At 70.7% G+C, this 14,979-nt stretch carries 10 protein-coding genes and 2 pseudogenes; 8 read left to right on the top strand and 4 right to left on the bottom strand.

Annotated features, from left to right (window positions below; genetic code table 11):
- Nucleotides 1-19: 19 nt before the first annotated feature.
- A complete protein-coding gene (locus JHN45_RS25970; protein WP_307783199.1) occupies nt 20-2,107 on the top strand; it encodes a GH92 family glycosyl hydrolase in 2,088 nt (695 codons plus the stop codon).
- On the opposite strand, the gene JHN45_RS25965 is transcribed toward JHN45_RS25970, so the two are convergent.
- A complete protein-coding gene (locus tag JHN45_RS25965) occupies nt 2,096-2,578 on the bottom strand; it encodes a helix-turn-helix domain-containing protein (RefSeq protein ID WP_201050841.1) in 483 nt (160 codons plus the stop codon). The two genes, JHN45_RS25970 and JHN45_RS25965, sit on opposite strands and share 12 nt — an antisense overlap.
- A 93-nt stretch (nt 2,579-2,671) precedes the next feature.
- Here JHN45_RS25965 and JHN45_RS25960 point away from each other — a divergent pair, with 93 nt between their 5' ends.
- The 5 genes from JHN45_RS25960 (at nt 2,672) to JHN45_RS25940 (ending at nt 7,670) form a co-directional block, all read left to right on the top strand.
- Complete coding sequence (locus tag JHN45_RS25960; protein ID WP_200710726.1) at nt 2,672-3,160, top strand: PaaI family thioesterase; 489 nt, start codon at nt 2,672-2,674, stop codon at nt 3,158-3,160.
- A 208-nt stretch (nt 3,161-3,368) separates the two neighbouring features.
- Nucleotides 3,369-4,154 carry a LuxR C-terminal-related transcriptional regulator gene (locus JHN45_RS25955; RefSeq protein ID WP_201050840.1) on the top strand — a complete coding sequence of 262 codons (786 nt, stop codon included), beginning with the start codon at nt 3,369-3,371 and terminating at the stop codon, nt 4,152-4,154.
- A gap of 36 nt (nt 4,155-4,190) precedes the next feature.
- A complete protein-coding gene (locus JHN45_RS25950) occupies nt 4,191-5,417 on the top strand; it encodes a cysteine desulfurase-like protein (RefSeq protein WP_201050839.1) in 1,227 nt (408 codons plus the stop codon).
- A gap of 441 nt (nt 5,418-5,858) precedes the next feature.
- A complete protein-coding gene (locus JHN45_RS25945) occupies nt 5,859-6,746 on the top strand; it encodes a sugar phosphate isomerase/epimerase (protein ID WP_201050838.1) in 888 nt (295 codons plus the stop codon).
- A 75-nt stretch (nt 6,747-6,821) separates the two neighbouring features.
- Nucleotides 6,822-7,670 (top strand): sugar phosphate isomerase/epimerase, encoded by an 849-nt coding sequence (locus JHN45_RS25940; protein ID WP_201050837.1) that lies wholly within the window; start codon nt 6,822-6,824, stop codon nt 7,668-7,670.
- Nucleotides 7,671-7,812: 142 nt separating this feature from the next.
- Here the strand turns inward: JHN45_RS25940 and JHN45_RS25935 are convergent.
- Nucleotides 7,813-8,085: pseudogene (locus tag JHN45_RS25935) on the bottom strand (SDR family NAD(P)-dependent oxidoreductase); the annotation flags it as partial.
- Between the two features lie 20 nt (nt 8,086-8,105).
- Nucleotides 8,106-9,284 carry a phytanoyl-CoA dioxygenase family protein gene (locus JHN45_RS25930; RefSeq protein WP_201050836.1) on the bottom strand — a complete coding sequence of 393 codons (1,179 nt, stop codon included), beginning with the start codon at nt 9,282-9,284 and terminating at the stop codon, nt 8,106-8,108.
- A 108-nt stretch (nt 9,285-9,392) separates the two neighbouring features.
- Between JHN45_RS25930 and JHN45_RS25925 the strand changes: the two genes are divergently transcribed.
- Both JHN45_RS25925 and JHN45_RS25920 read left to right on the top strand, forming a co-directional pair.
- On the top strand, nt 9,393-10,439 hold the full coding sequence (locus tag JHN45_RS25925) for a LacI family DNA-binding transcriptional regulator (protein ID WP_200710718.1): 1,047 nt from the start codon (nt 9,393-9,395) through the stop codon (nt 10,437-10,439).
- A gap of 101 nt (nt 10,440-10,540) precedes the next feature.
- Nucleotides 10,541-10,987, top strand: coding sequence for an SRPBCC family protein (locus JHN45_RS25920; protein ID WP_200710717.1), 447 nt, complete (start codon nt 10,541-10,543; stop codon nt 10,985-10,987).
- Between the two features lie 14 nt (nt 10,988-11,001).
- Here the strand turns inward: JHN45_RS25920 and JHN45_RS25915 are convergent.
- Nucleotides 11,002-14,979 (bottom strand): annotated as a pseudogene (locus JHN45_RS25915) (discoidin domain-containing protein); the annotation flags it as partial.

Raw genomic sequence — 14,979 nt, 5'->3', positions numbered from 1 at the left:
CCTGTCTGGCTGGAGAAACGTGGTGCGACTTCCCCTGCTGCGGGCCGCATTGGCGGCCTCGGTGCTCGTGGCGTCAGGGACGGCCGCCGCCGCCCCGGTCCGGGCGGACGGCAAGCCCCGGCCCCGGGCCGTCGACGATCTCGCGCGGTACGTCAACCCGTTCGTCGGCACCGCCCCCGGCGGCCCGGACTTCGGGCACGGCGGCGGCGCGGGCAACACCTTCCCGGGAGCCTCGGCCCCGCTCGGCGGCATGCAGTGGAGCCCCGACACCGTGACGTACCAGCACGGCGGTTACTCCTACGGCGACAACCGCATCCGCGGCTTCAGCCTCGCGCACATCTCCGGAGCCGGCTGCGCCGCCTACGGCAACATCCCCTTCATGCCCACCCAGGAGGCCGCACCGCCGGCCTACGCCACGTTCTCGCACACCAACGAGCAGGCGGCGCCCGGCAGTTACCACGTCACCTTCGACAACGGCATCGGCACCGACCTCACCACCACCCAGCGCTCGGGCATGGCCCGCTTCACCTACCCGGCCACCGACACCCGCCCGGCCGCGGTGAGCATCGACGCGGCCAAGGCGTTCACCGCGGCCACCGGATCGGTCGACATCGGTACCGACACGCTGTCCGGGTACAGCGACAGCGGCGCCTTCTGCAAGTCCAAGAACCGCTACCGGCTCTACTTCCACGCCACCTTCGACCAGCCCTTCGCCAAGTCCGCCCACCCGGACGGCAAAGCCGCCGCGGCCATGGTCACCTTCGCCCCCGGTGTGCGCACGGTGACCGCCCGGGTCGGCGTCTCCTTCGTCGACGTCGAGGGCGCCCGCCGCAACGCGCTCACCGAGCAGGCGGCGCGGTCGTACGACACCGTCCGGCAGGCCGTGCGCGCCGACTGGAACACCTGGCTGAACCGCGTCACCGTCGGCGGCGGCACGGACGCCCAGCGCCGCGTCTTCTACACCGCGCTCTACCACGCCCTCCTGCACCCGAGCGTCTTCAGCGACACCGACGGCCGCTACACCGGCATGGACGGGCTCGTCCACCGCACCCGTACCGGGCATGTGCAGTACGCGAACTTCTCCGGCTGGGACGTCTACCGCTGCCAGGTCCAGCTGCTCGCGCTGCTCGCCCCGCGCGAGGCCTCCGACATCGCGCAGTCCGTCCTCAACCAGGGCCTGCAGGCCGGGTACTTCGACCGCTGGACGCTCGCGAACGGCGGCAGCGGAGTCATGGTCGGCGACCCGCTGCCCGCCATCGCGTCCGCCATTCATGCCTTCGGCGGCACCGACTTCGACGCCGACGTCCTGCTGCGCACGGCTCTCGCGGACCGCCAGGACGACCGCCAGCGCCCCGGACACACGCAGTACGACACCCTCGGCTACGTCCCCGCCGGAACCAAGGGGGTGTGGGGCTCGGTCTCCACCACCCTCGAATACGCCGTCGCCGACTATGCGCTGGCCCAACTCGCCCACCGGCTGGGGGACTTGACCGCCTACAACATCTTGCTGCGGGCCTCCGGGAACTGGCGCAACCTCTTCAACCCCGCCACCGGATACATCCAGCCCCGTGCCGCCGACGGCAGTTGGCCGGCCTTCACCCCGGCCCAGAAGACGGAGTACGTGGAGGGCAACGCGGCCCAGTACACCTGGATGGTGCCGCAGGATCTGCCCGGACTGTTCACCGCCATGGGCGGCGACTCCGCGGTCACCACCCGCCTCGACACCTTCTTCAGCAGCCTCAACGCGGGCGCCTCGGAGCCGTACGCCTACCTCGGCAACGAGCCCTCGTTCGGGACCCCTTGGGCGTACGCCCACGTCGGCCACACGGACCGCGCCGGGGCCGTCGTCCACCGCGCGCTGTCCACACTGTTCAGCGACGTACCCGGCGGTCTCGTCGGCAACGACGACCTCGGCGCCATGTCGTCCTGGGCGGTGTGGGCGAGCCTCGGCCTGTACCCCGAGATCCCCGGGAGTGCCCAACTCACCCGCACCGCACCCCTGTTCACCACCGCCACCGTCCACCGGGGCGACGGCACCACGCTCACGGTCGGCTCGGCGTCGCCCAGGCACTCGCTCCGGCAGCCGCCCAAGCGCTCACTCCGGTAGCGGAGTTCGTACGGGACGGGCGGCCGGTCCGGGAACGGCCGTCACCTCGGTCGGTGCGAGTGCGCCGTGCGGTCCGTCGCACTCCACCACCACCCGTACCGGCGCGCCGCACCCGGTGTGCCGGACGTCGAGGACCTGGCCCTCGGGATCGGCGGCATACGTCTCGCCCCACTGCCGCAGCGCCATGAGGATCGGCCACAGATCGCGGCCCTTGCCCGTCAGCCGGTACTCGTTGCGCGTCCGGCTCCCCGCCTCCTGGTAGGGCACGGTCGTCAGGATGCCGGCCGCGACCAGCTTGCGGAGCCGGTCGGACAGCACCGCGTCCGAGAGCCCGATATGGCGCCTGAAGTCGTCGAAGCGGCGGACCCTGATGAAGGCGTCCCGCAGGATCAGCAGGGTCCACTTCTCGCCGACGAGATCGAGCGTGCTCTGGACCGGACAGTTCTCCGTGCTCACATCGAGCCATTCCATGCCGCCACCATAGCCACCTGGCTCTGTCATTGACAGTCAGCTGCGACGGGATCTAGCTTCTATTGAAGAAGCCAGCAGAGGAGGCAGTACCGCATGGGACGGTCACGCACGTACGAGTGGCAGGATCCGGGGATCTCGGCAGCCGCCGTGGGAAAGACCACGGGTCTGGAATTCCTGCGGGAAGTGATCGCCGGACAGCTCCCCGCGGCGCCCATCGGCGCCACCCTGAACTTCACCGTCGACGAGGTGGAGTTCGGGCGTGCGGTGTTCTCCCTGATACCGGGGGAGGAGCACTACAACCCCATCGGCAGCGTGCACGGCGGGGTCTTCGCCACCCTGCTCGACTCCGCGGCCGGCTGCGCCGTGCAGTCCACGCTCCCGGAGGGCATGGGCTACACCTCGCTCGACCTGACCGTGAAGTTCCTGCGCCCGGTCACCGCCGACACCGGCCGCATCCGCGCCGTCGGCACCGTCCTCAACGGCGGACGGCGCACCGCGCTCGCCCAGTCCCAGCTGTTCGACGAGAAGGACCGGCTGCTCGCCCACGCCACCAGCAGCTGCCTGCTGTTTCCGGTGCCCTGACCGGCGCCTGACCGTCCCCTGACCGGAAACAGTCGTAGGAGAGGAGTCCGCCTGTCCCCCGCGCAGGCGGATCCGTACCGTCAACTCCCTTGATCCTTACGGGACCCGGGCCTTGCAGGCACGCTGTGAAGTTTGCCGCAAGCCGTTGCCGTGGTGGTATGGGGAGAAGTACGTACGTGGATGTGACACAGCGGGATCGTGAGGGCGTATGGCGGTCGGGGTGACCGGGGCGTATGAGCGCATGCTGACCGTGGCGGTCGCGGCGCTGCACGAACGGGATCCCGCACGGCTGTGGCCGATGGTCGCCGCGGCGCTGCCCGGCCTGTGCGGCGGCGAGGCGCTGATCTACAAGCTCGGCGAGTGGACCGACCGGACCGGCGCGATGGGGCTCTCGCCCGCCGCCGCGGCACACCTCGGGCGGATCGACGACGAGGCGATGGCGGTACTGCGCCGGGGCTACCCCTTCGCGGACCACTACGTCACCGCCGGTGCCGCCCGCCGCCCCGGAACCGCCCACCGGATGGCCGGCAAGGGCTGGGCCGACAGCCGCATGGCGGGCACGATCAGCCGCCTGATGGACGCCGACCACGTCCTGGCCGTCCCGCTGCCGGGCACGGACACCCCGGTCACCGGCGCCCTCGTCTACCGGGCCGGCGCAGACTTCACCGAGGACCACGTCCGCGCCGCCGAAATGATCCAGCCCCTGCTCGCCGGCGTGGAACAGCAGCGGCAACTCCTCGAACGCTGGCGCGCCACCCAGACCCCGCCCGAAATACCCGAGGACTGCAGGCTCACACCCCGCCAGGTCACCGTCCTGCTGCTCCTCGCCGACGCGCTCACCGCCTCGGCCATCGCCCACCGCCTGGGCATCTCCGTGCGCACGGTGCACAAGCACGTCGAGAGCCTGTACCGGAAACTGGGCACACGCGACCGGGTGAGTACGGTGCTACGGGCGCAGGAGATCGGCCTGCTCCCACCCCGCACGGGACGCTGACCGCCCGAGCCGCCGCATCGACAGGAGCTCACCTTCGTGACGTACGACATCACCGCACTGCGCGCCCTGTTCCCCGCCCTCAGCACCGGAACCGCCCACTTCGACGGCCCCGGCGGCACCCAGACACCCCGCCCCGTCATCGAGGCCATCACCCGCGCACTGTCGAACCCCCTCTCCAACCGGGGCCAGGTCACGGCGGGGGAGCGCAACGCCGACACCATCGTCACCGGCGCCCGCGAGGCCATGGCCGACCTCCTCGCCGCGAACCCGGCGGGCATCGTCTTCGGCCGCAGCGCCACCCAGCTCACCTACGACCTCGCCCGCACCCTCGCCGACACGTGGGCGCCCGGCGACGAGGTCGTGGTCACCCGCCTCGACCACGACGCCAACATCCGCCCCTGGACACAAGCGGCCGAGCGGGTCGGTGCCACCGTCCGCTGGGCGGACTTCGACCCGGCGACCGGTGAGTTGACCCTCGACCACCTCCGCGCGGCCATGTCCGCCCGCACCCGGCTGGTCGCCGTCACCGCCGCCTCCAACCTGATCGGCACCCGGCCGGCGATCCCCGAAATAGCCCGCCTGGCACACGAGGCGGGAGCGCTGTTCCACGTCGACGGCGTCCACTACACCGCGCACGCCCTGGTCGACCTCGGGCGACTCGGCGCCGACTTCTTCGTGTGCTCGCCGTACAAGTTCCTCGGCCCCCACCTCGGCGTCCTCGCCGCCCGGCCCGAACTGCTGGAGACCCTGCGTCCCGACAAGCTCCTCCCCTCCTCCGACGCGGTCCCCGAGCGCTTCGAACTAGGCACCCTGCCCTACGAGTTGCTCGCCGGAACCAGCGCGGCGGTCGACGTCCTCGCGGGTCTCGACGCGGGCGCCGCCGGGAGCCGCCGTGAACGGTTGACGGCCAGTCTCGCCGCGCTCCACCGACACGAGGACGTCCTGCGCACGCTCATCGACCAGGGGCTCGCCGCCCTGGACGGCATCACCGTCCACTCCAACGCGGTCGAACGCACCCCCACCGTGCTCCTGACCTTCGACGAGGCCTTCGGCGCGCACGGCACACAGGACGCCTCCCGCTTCCTCGCGGAACGCCACGTCCACGCACCCTCCGGTTCCTTCTACGCCATCGAGGCCTCCCGCCGCCTCGGCCTGGGCGACTCCGGCGGGCTGCGCATCGGCCTCGCGCCCTACACCGACAGCGAGGACGTCGACCGACTCCTGACGGGACTGGAGCTGTTCCTGAAGCGGCCGACCGGCTGACGCCCGGCGGACGGATCGAGGTCGCGTCCCGTCCGGGGCACGGTTGAGGGAAAAAAGATGTGCCCGATGAAGGGAAAATGATGGATGCGACCCCTTCATCAATGCCCCGCCGCGCATCTAGCGTTGCGTCCATGTAAACAGCCTGGTCGGTGGCTTCTCAGCGGCTGCGGACCGGGCACGACGGGCAGGACGGTTTCCGGAGGAGGGCAGGACCGTGGCGCTTGCGGAGCCGATCGCGGACGCCTGGCCGGATGCGGCCGATCCCGGACCGGCCCGACATGATCCGCCGCTCGATCACCCCGGCATGGTTCTCGCCCCTCGTCCGGCGGGTATGACGCGCCGGGCGACGACCTCGCCCCTCGTCGCCGCGGCGCGTGGTGCCGCGGGCCGTCCGCCGGCCGCGGTCGCCGACTCCGACCGGAACCTCAGAAAGGCCACAGCATGACCACCTCCCCCCTGAACAGGATCGCCGGTGCCCCCATCTCGTGGGGTGTCTGTGAAGTACCCGGCTGGGGCTACCAGTTGACGCCCGAGCGGGTGCTGAACGAGATGCGCGAGGTCGGCCTGTCCGCCACCGAGTTCGGCCCCGAGGGCTTCCTGCCCGCCGAGCCCGGCGCCATGGCCCGCACCCTCGCCGACCACGACCTGCACGCGGTCGGCGGCTTCACCCCGCTGCTGCTGCACGTGCCCGGCCACGACCCGCTGCCCGAGGCCGAACAGCTCCTCGCGGGCTACGACGCCTCGAAGGCGGAGGTGCTCGTGCTGTCGGCCGTCACCGGCCAGGACGGCTACGACTCCCGCCCCGAACTCGACGCCGACGGCTGGAAGTTGCTGCTGTCCAACCTCGACCGGCTCGCGTCGCTCGCCGCCGAACGCGGAGTCCGCGCCGTCCTGCACCCGCACGTCGGCACGATGATCGAGAACGGCGACGAGGTCCGGCGCGTCCTGGAGCACTCATCGATCTCCCTCTGCCTCGACACCGGCCACCTCCTCATCGGCGGCACCGACCCGGCCGAACTCACCCGCCAGGCCCCCGAGCGCATCGCCCACACCCACATGAAGGACGTGGACGCCTCCCTCGCCGCCAAGGTCCAGGACGGCCGGCTCAGCTACACCGACGCCGTCCGCGAGGGCATGTACCGCCCGCTGGGCGCCGGAGACGTCGACGTCGAGGCCATCGTCACCCACCTCAGCGCCCGCGGCTACGACGGCTGGTACGTCCTGGAGCAGGACACCATCCTCACCGAGGAGCCGAAGGCGAAGGGTCCGGTCGAGGACGTGTGGGCCAGTGCCGAGCATCTGCGCTCGGTGCTGCGCGGTGTCGCGTAGCCCGGGTCAGGGGCCTGACGCCGGAGCGATCGGGTGCCGCGTCCTTTCCGAGCGTGAGGAATCCGGGAAAAACACATGACCGCTGACGAACTTCTGGCCACTTGTTGGACCACGGCGGGCGACGCCGCTCCCGACGAGGCGGACCAGCGCAGTCCGCTGGATCTGCGGGAGCGGGTGGAAGCGGCGCGCGAGGCCGGATTCACCGCCTTCGGGCTGCTGTACGTGGACCTGGTGGAGGCCGAGCGCGCCTACGGAATGGCCGGCATCCGGTCGCTCTTCGCGGACAACGGCATCAGCCATGTCGAGCTGGAGCTGCTGACCGACTGGTGGGCGGACGGACCCCGGCGGGCCGCGTCCGACGAGATCCGGACCGGCATGCTGAAGGCCATCGAGACACTCGGCGCCCGCACCTTCAAGATCGGCCCCGACGTGGCGGACGAACCCTGGGAACTAGACGTCTGGGCCAAGGAGTTCGCCGTACTGGCCGCGCAGGCCGACGGGGTCGGCGCCCGGCTCGGCGTCGAGCCGCTCCCGTGGTCCAACCTGAAGACCGTGCACGACGGACTACGGCTCGTCGAGGCCGCAGGTCACCCGGCGGGCGGCCTCATCATCGACTCCTGGCACACCGAGCGCGCCCACACCCCGCCCGCCGAACTGGCCGAGATCCCCGGCTCACGGATCGTGGGCGTGGAACTCAACGACGCCGACAGCGCGGTCGTCGGCACGCTCTTCGAGGACACCGTCCATCGCCGACGCCTGTGCGGAGAGGGCTCGTTCGACCTGCCCGGCATCATCGCCGCGCTTCGCACGGCAGGCTTCCGCGGCCCCTGGGGAGTGGAGATCCTCTCCGACACACATCGCGCGCTGCCGGTGCGGGAGGCCGCCGCGGCGGCCTGTCGGAGTGCCGCGGCACTCGTGAACTGAAAGAGCCACAGGGGTGGCGGGAACGAAACCACGGTCGTTCCCGACACCCCTGTTGTCATTTCCAGTTCGATGTGCGGGACACGTTCTGGGGGTGGGCGGGACGTTGTCGCCGGAGCTTGGCCGCTGGAAGCACCGTACGCGGCCGGACCGGGAACCCCGCCGCGTTGACCAGGCAGTCGACGCGCCCGTGGGCCTCGACGGTCCGTACGACGCTGTCGCGCGCCTGCGCCGGATCGGCGAGGTCGGCCCGCACGAAGTGTGCGCCTGTGTCCGCGGCGAGTTTCTCGCCCAGGTCGGCCCGGCGGCCCGTGAAGACGACGGTCGCGCCTTCCCCTACGGCGGCCCGCACGACACCCGCGCCGACGCCCTTGCTGCCGCCGTTGACGAGGACGACTCTGTCCTCAAGCAGTCCCATGAGAGTGATGTGTCCTTGTCTCAGCTCTCGCGGCGCTTGGCCGCGGCCTGCAGTTCATGGCGCAGCCGCCCGGAGTCCCAGTCCTCGGCGACGGCCCGCCACAGGGTGTCCGCCTGCGAGGGCGGGGCGAGGCCGTCGACCGGCGGGTCGAGGTCGAGGTTGGTGGGGAACGGGTAGCCCTCGGCGGTGGCGGCGATCACGCGGCGCAACCAGTCCTCCGAGACGCCCTCGGCCTTGCGGCTCACCAGCACCGGGAACAGGGCGTTCGCCATCGCCTCGCGGTCCACCGTCTCCATGGCACGGCCGAACGCGGAGGACACCTGCAGCAGATTGGCCATGCGCCTGATGTCGGCCGACCGGTTGTGCCCGGCGGCGTGGAAGAGCGCAGGGTTGAAGAAGACCGCGTCGCCCTTCTCCAGAGGGAGTTGGACGTGGTGCGCGTCGAAGTACTCGACGAACTGCGGGAGTCGCCAGGCGAGATAGCCGGGCTCGAACCTCTGCGAGTGCGGCAGGTACAAGGTCGGGCCGGACTCGACGGGCATGTCGCAGTGGGCCACCGCGCCCTGCAGCGTCAGCACCGGGGAGAGCCGGTGGACGTGCGCGGGATAGGCCGCCGCCTGCTCCTGGGAGAGGAAGCCGAGGTGGTAGTCACGGTGGACGCTCTGTGCCGCGCCGCCCGGGTTGACCACGTTGACCTGCGAGGTGACCTGGTAGGCGGGGCCGAGCCAGGCCTCGGAGATCAGCTCCAGGATGTCGTTGGCGTAGTAGTCGGCGAACGCCTCGGGCGCCCGTACGGCCACCTTGTCCAGGGCGTTCCACACGCGGTCGTTGGCGCCGGGCTTGGCGAAGTGGTCGCCGCGTCCCGCGCCGCTCGCGCGCTCCTCCTCGATCAGGGCGCGGAAGGCGTCGGAGGCCCGGTCCACGACGGCCTCGTCGGGGAAGGCGCCCTTGAGGACCACGATGCCGGGCCCGTCGAGCAGCGCCCGCACCAGTTCGCTCTGCACGTCCCGGCGACCCTCGGGGGTGGCCGCGAGTCCGCGGAGCCGGGTGCTGTCGTAGAGCGGGACGTTGTGCTCGATGCGCTCGGCCGAGGGGTGGTCGGCGAGGTCGGTGCGCTGCTCCACGAGGGAGCGGAACACGTCGAGATCGCAGTCCGCCTCGGTCAGCCAGGTCCGTGTCCCTGCGGTGATGGGAGACATCCGAGTCCTTTCACTGTCCGTGTGTTTCTGACAGTCTTGATAACTCAAACCCATCATTCAATGCTTGTCGCTACATCAAAAGCGCATCATCGGTCCGGGAGATCAGGCATGCGACATCCGTACCCGATCAGGGAAATCGCCCGTCAGGCCGGGCTGAGTACGGCCACGGTCGACCGTGTCCTCAACCAGCGGGGCAACGTGACGGAGAGCACCATCAGGGAGGTGCGGGAGGCCATCAAGGACCTGGACCGCCAGCAGAGCCAGGTCCGGCTCGGCGGCCGTACCTTCATGATCGACATCGTGATGCAGACCCCGGAGCGGTTCTCCACCGCCGTACGGGACGCGCTCGAAGCCGAACTGCCCTCGCTGCATCCCGCTCTCGTGCGGTCACGCTTCCACTTCCGCGAGACCTGCCCGCCCGCCGAACTGACGGCGACCCTGGACGGGATCGCGAAGCGCGGCAGCCAGGGCGTGATCCTCAAGGCCCCGGACGAGCCGGAGATCGCGGCGGCCGTCGGCCGGCTGATCGCGGCCGGTATCCCGGTGGTCACCCTGGTGACCGACCTGCCGCACAGCGCGCGCCTCGCCTACGTCGGCATCGACAACCGCGCGGCCGGCGCCACCGCCGCCTACCTCCTCGGCCAGTGGCTGGGCAGGCGGCCCGGCAATGTGCTGACCACCATCAGCCGGGGTTCCTTCCGGGGCGAGGAGGAACGCGAGATGGGTTTTCGCAGCGCGATGCGCCTGGCCGACCCCCGGCGGTCCCTGGTGGAGGTCACCGACAGCGACGGCCTGGACGCCACCCAGCACGATCTTGTCCTGGCCGCCCTCAAGCGGGACGAGGACATCATCGCCGTCTACTCGGCGGGCGGCGGCAACCTCGCCACCCTCGACGCCTTCGACGCGCTCGGCCGGGAGTGCGCGGTGTTCATCGCCCACGACCTCGACCACGACAACACCCGGCTGCTGCGCGAGCGTCGGCTGTCCGCGGTTCTCCACCACGACCTGCGCCAGGACATGCGCCGCGCCTGCCAGATCATCATGCGCGCCCACAAGGCACTCCCCGACGACGGACCGTCCCTGCCCTCGGCGATCCAGGTCGTCACTCCGTTCAACATGCCGCCGGGAGCGCCCTCGGCGGCACCGGCCGACTGACGACGCGGGGCGCGCGCGGAGCCGCGCCGATAGGCTGGTGGTGCTCGGCCCATGAGCGCGCGCTCAGCCGGAACTCCAGCGATCGCAGCACAGGAGGAACCATGGCCGGTCAGTTCGAGGCGACAGCCGAGGTCAACCGCCCGGTCGAGGAGGTCTTCGCCTTCCTCGCCGCCGGCACGAACGATCCGAAGTTCAGCCCGAGGGTTCAGCAGATCACCAAGACCCCGGAGGGCCCGACGGCCGTCGGCACCGTCTTCACCAGCACGGTCAAGGACGCCGGGATGAAGACGGGCCGGACCTTCCGGATCACCGAGTTCGAGGCACCCCACCGCATCCGCTGGGCGGAGACCTCGAAGAACGTCGTGACGGCCGACGAGGGCGGCTACGACCTCGAATCCACTGGTCCTGGCACGACCAGGGTGCGGATCTTCAACGTCCTCGAAGGCCACGGCGTCGGAAAACTGCTCGTGGGCTTCGCGCTGAGCGCGGCCCGCAAGGACGCTCCCGCGTTCGGGCAGCGCATCAAGACGGCGGTGGAGGCGTCCTGATGCGCCGCTGATCGTCAACGCGCGGTGGCGGGGCGGCTGTTGTAGGCCTCCACGGTCAGCAGCGGATGCCCCGAGGCCAGTGCCCGGGCCGGCCAGGACAGGGTGACGGTCTGCGACTCGCCGGGCAGCAGCCACAGGTAGTTGTGGCTGTACAGCGTCGGCAGCACACGGTGGCCGGTCGCGCCGTCCGTCAGCGAGAGCCGGACCATCGCGGCGACGGCCGGACCGTCGTTGCGCACGGTGGCGGTGAGCCCGGAACGGTTTCCGGAACGGGTCACGCGCCCGAGCGTCGCCGACATCGTTGTCCGAGGCGCCGCGCTCAAGCCCCGCATGGCGGCCGGCGTGCGATAACGCCAGTACGTGTTCCGCGACCGCAGCCGCCCGTCACCGTCCTCCAGCGTCAGCCGCAGGAGGTGCAGATCGGGCAGGTCGTCGGTCCAGGGGACACTGAACGCCTTCGCGGTCGCGGCCGGTGCGACATCCACCCGGGCGCTCGTGTTCCCGCCGAGCCGACGGCCCGACAGATCGAGCAGCTGCGCGGAGACCACGGCGTCGCGCAGTCCGGCACGGGTGTGGTTGACGGCGATGACCTGCCCCTCGGGGTCGGCCTGGACGTGCAGTGGCTCGCAGGCCGAACGGGCGCCGTAGTACGTGCCGTTGACGTCGAAGTCGTAGTCGTAGGTCTGCCAGACCGTGCTGTGCCAGGCCGGGTGGGACATCCACAGCATGAGGCCGCTGGCGTTGTCCCAGAGGTTCGCGTTCCAGGCCTCGAACATGGCGCGCGTGTTCTCGTAGTTGACGAACTGGGCCTTGCGCGCGAAGTCGTCCAGGCCGGTGGTCGTTCCGAGGCGCGACTCTACGGCGGCCTTGTACGTCTGCGGTGCCTGGTTCCCGCGCTCGCTCCAGTCGTGGTAGTACCAGGCGCCCCGGATCGGCCACTCGGGCTCGTCGCCCGTCATGTTCCGCAGACTGGCGGCGGTCGAGACGACGGGCATGCCGATCTCGGTGTGGAAACCGAAGTCCTTGCTGCCGTAGGTGGTCGGGTCGAAGTACTTCTCCGGCTCCACCCAGCCGTAGGGTCCGCCGCCGGTGATGATGCCGCCGGCCGAGTTGTTCTGGTAGAGGACGCCGGGGACCTGTTCCTCCACGGCCTTGCGCATGCCCTGGTCGATCGCGGCGGGCGGGTTGCCCTCGTTGGCGCCGCACCAGATCACCACGCTGGGGTGGATGCGATAGCGCAACACCGTGTCCCGGGCGAGTGAGTTGAAGGCGTCGTGGTCCGGCGGGTCCATGCCCCACGCGTTGGGAAAATCGTTCCACACCAGGATGCCGTGCTCGTCGCAGGCGGCGAAGAACTCCTCCCGGTCGGACGTGCCGACCCAGTTGCGGATCATGGTGAAGTTCATGTCCCGGTGCATCCGCACGGCCGCGTCCATCCGCTCCTGCGGCATCCGGCGCAGCAGTTCGTCCCAGCCCCAGTTGCCGCCCCGGGCGAGGACCCGCACCCCGTTCACGCTGATCTTCAGGGGATCCGGGGTGTTGGACACCGACTTCACATCGGTCCAGGTGTCCGCGTCGTCCGACACCTGGATCACATAGGTCTTCGGATACGCCGACTCCCACAGGACGGCGACCCGGTCGAACCTCTTCGAGGCGCCCAGGTCGACCTGGATCCACTGGTGGTCCTCGTAGGCCGAGGACCAGCGGGTGCCCGGATCGCCGTCCGTGGCGTGCGCGGCCGGGTGGTCGGGATCCTCGGTGGAGGCGGTCGTCGTACGGCGGAGAGCGAGGTCGGTGCCGGGGGCCGTGCTGTCGATGACGTTCAGGGACCACAGGGAGTTGCCCCAACTGGTGTTGCGCAGGCCGCAGTTGATACGGACATAGCGCGCGGTACGGGGCGCGAAGTCCTCTGTCTGGAGGCTGGCGTTGCCGTTGTTGAAGGGCAGCGGAACCGCGCTGTTGTCGACCGACGCGGCATCCGTCCAGGTGGCGTTGTCGGAGGAGACCTGCACCACGAAGGTCTTCGCGTACGCCTGTTCCCAGACCAGGTCGACCCCGTCGAAGGACTGCGCCGACCCCAGGTCGATCCGGATCCACTGGTCGTCCTCGTAGGCCGAGGACCAGCGGGTGCCGGGATCGCCGTCGGTCACATTGCCCGCGCCGTGGTCGTCGCCGTCCGTGCTCGACGCGTCGGCCTGCGCGTGCAGGGCCAGGTCGGTGGCCGGACGGGCACTGTCGCGTACGGCCAGGGTCCACAGGGAGTAGCCCCAACCGGAGGCCCGGGTAAGGCACTTGACGCGCACGTACCGGGCCTGTCGCCGGTCGAAGGTCACCGACTGGGTGTACGCGTCACCGGAGTTGGCGAACGGCAGCGGCACCTCGTACTCGTAGCCGAACTGGCGGATGCCGAAGCGGGTGGTGCGGCGGTCGCTCTCCGAGCCGTCGACCGAGGCCACCAGGGTGAGCCGATGGAGCACGGGGTCACCCAGACCGTTGGGCCACCACAACTCCGGGTTATGCAGCCGTAGTTGGGCGAAGGCGTCGGGAGCGAACACGACGTCGACGCTCTTGCCGGCCGGCACCGTGACGGCCTTGCTGACCCGTACGTCGCCGAAGGCCGCGGAGACCGTCGTCCGGTGGTCGGTGGTGTCGGCGTTGCGGACCGGGACGACCACGGTCAGTTCGGCGACCGACAGACCGGGCAGGTCCGGCAGCAGGGTGTCGACCCGCGGATCGCCGATCACCACCTGGCCGGTCGAGCGCAGCCGGACGTGGTTCCAGATGCCGGCGGCCCGGTCGCGTACCGCCGGCATCCAGTCCCAGCCCGAAGCGGCCAGGTAGGTGGGGGAGTTGAGGTTCATCTGGTTCGCGCCCGCGTCCACCCAGGACTCGCCGGCGGGGCCCTTGTCGCCGGGGCTGCCGGGTACCGGCATCGGCGTGATCCTCACCGCGAGCGCGTTCGCCCCGCCCGGCGCGAGGAGTGGGGTCACGTCGAGAGCCGAGCGGGCGAAGGGGTAGGTGAGCCCGCCCGCGTGGTGGCCGTTGAGCCAGATGTCGGCCGTGTGGTTGACCCCGTCGAACTCCAGCCAGATCCGGCGCCCGGCCCCGGTGCGCAGACCGCGCGGCAGCTCGAAGTCCCGCTTGTACCACCAGGCGTGGCGTGACAGGGCCTCGGGGACATGGAGGTTGTTCAGTCCCGCGACGGGATCGGGCAGCTTGCCCTGGTCCACGAGCGAGCCCAGCACCGTGCCGGGCACGGTGGCCGGCAGCCAACTGCTGGTGTCGAAGGACGACTTGGACAGCTGCGTACCGTCGGCGCCGGCCCAGTCGTCGAGCGTGAGCCGCCAGCCGGACTCCACCGGGACCGTGCCGTCCTCGGCCACCGCCAGCTTCGGCGCCGGGGCGGTGTGCGTGCCCCAGTCCGTCCAGCCCGTGGCCGACGGGCGGTGGCCCTTGACGGTGCCGTAGACCTCGAAGCCGTTCAGGCCGAGGGGGTTGGGGTTGGAGCGCCGGGTCGAGGTCAGCCGTATCCAGCGTGCCGTGACCGGGCGCGGGGGCTGGATGTTCACGACTCCGCCCGTGCCGGCCGTGGTGCGGTGCACGGCGGTCCAGGTGGTGCTAACTGGACTGGATCTCCTTGCCTGTTGTGCCGTCGGCCGGGTTGCCCGAGGTGGGCGGGGTGAACACCGGGTCGTTCGCGTCGCCCTCGAAGGTGACGCGGATCGACGTGACCTCGCACGGGGCCTGCAGATCGATCGAGATCCACTGGGGGTCTCCCGCCCCGGCACGCCATCCGCTGCCGCGCACACCCGGCGAGTTGAGCCGGTCCACCACGAACGAACCCGGGGTGGGCGCGTAGGCCGTCGAGGAGACCGACACGGGGCGGTACAGGGCGAGTTCACCGGGCTGGGCGGGGGAGGAGGGGGTGGCCGACGCGGGTGCGGCGAAACCGAGACCGAACCCGGCGAGCAGACCGGAACCCGTGGTGACGA

Source organism: Streptomyces sp. MBT53, assembly GCF_016654115.1.
In the GTDB taxonomy this organism is placed as follows: domain Bacteria; phylum Actinomycetota; class Actinomycetes; order Streptomycetales; family Streptomycetaceae; genus Streptomyces.
The sequence above is the reverse complement of the archived record's forward strand: the minus strand, read 5'-3'. Positions and strand labels throughout refer to the sequence as shown.

What these genes read in the sequence shown, in the direction of transcription:
- JHN45_RS25965 (WP_201050841.1), bottom strand. Translation starts at nt 2,578, where the DNA reads ATGGAATGGCTCGATGTGAGCACGGAGAACTGTCCGGTCCAGAGCACG.
- JHN45_RS25960 (WP_200710726.1), top strand. Translation starts at nt 2,672, where the DNA reads ATGGGACGGTCACGCACGTACGAGTGGCAGGATCCGGGGATCTCGGCA.
- JHN45_RS25955 (WP_201050840.1), top strand. Translation starts at nt 3,369, where the DNA reads ATGGCGGTCGGGGTGACCGGGGCGTATGAGCGCATGCTGACCGTGGCG.
- JHN45_RS25945 (WP_201050838.1), top strand. Translation starts at nt 5,859, where the DNA reads ATGACCACCTCCCCCCTGAACAGGATCGCCGGTGCCCCCATCTCGTGG.
- JHN45_RS25940 (WP_201050837.1), top strand. Translation starts at nt 6,822, where the DNA reads ATGACCGCTGACGAACTTCTGGCCACTTGTTGGACCACGGCGGGCGAC.
- JHN45_RS25930 (WP_201050836.1), bottom strand. Translation starts at nt 9,284, where the DNA reads ATGTCTCCCATCACCGCAGGGACACGGACCTGGCTGACCGAGGCGGAC.
- JHN45_RS25925 (WP_200710718.1), top strand. Translation starts at nt 9,393, where the DNA reads ATGCGACATCCGTACCCGATCAGGGAAATCGCCCGTCAGGCCGGGCTG.
- JHN45_RS25920 (WP_200710717.1), top strand. Translation starts at nt 10,541, where the DNA reads ATGGCCGGTCAGTTCGAGGCGACAGCCGAGGTCAACCGCCCGGTCGAG.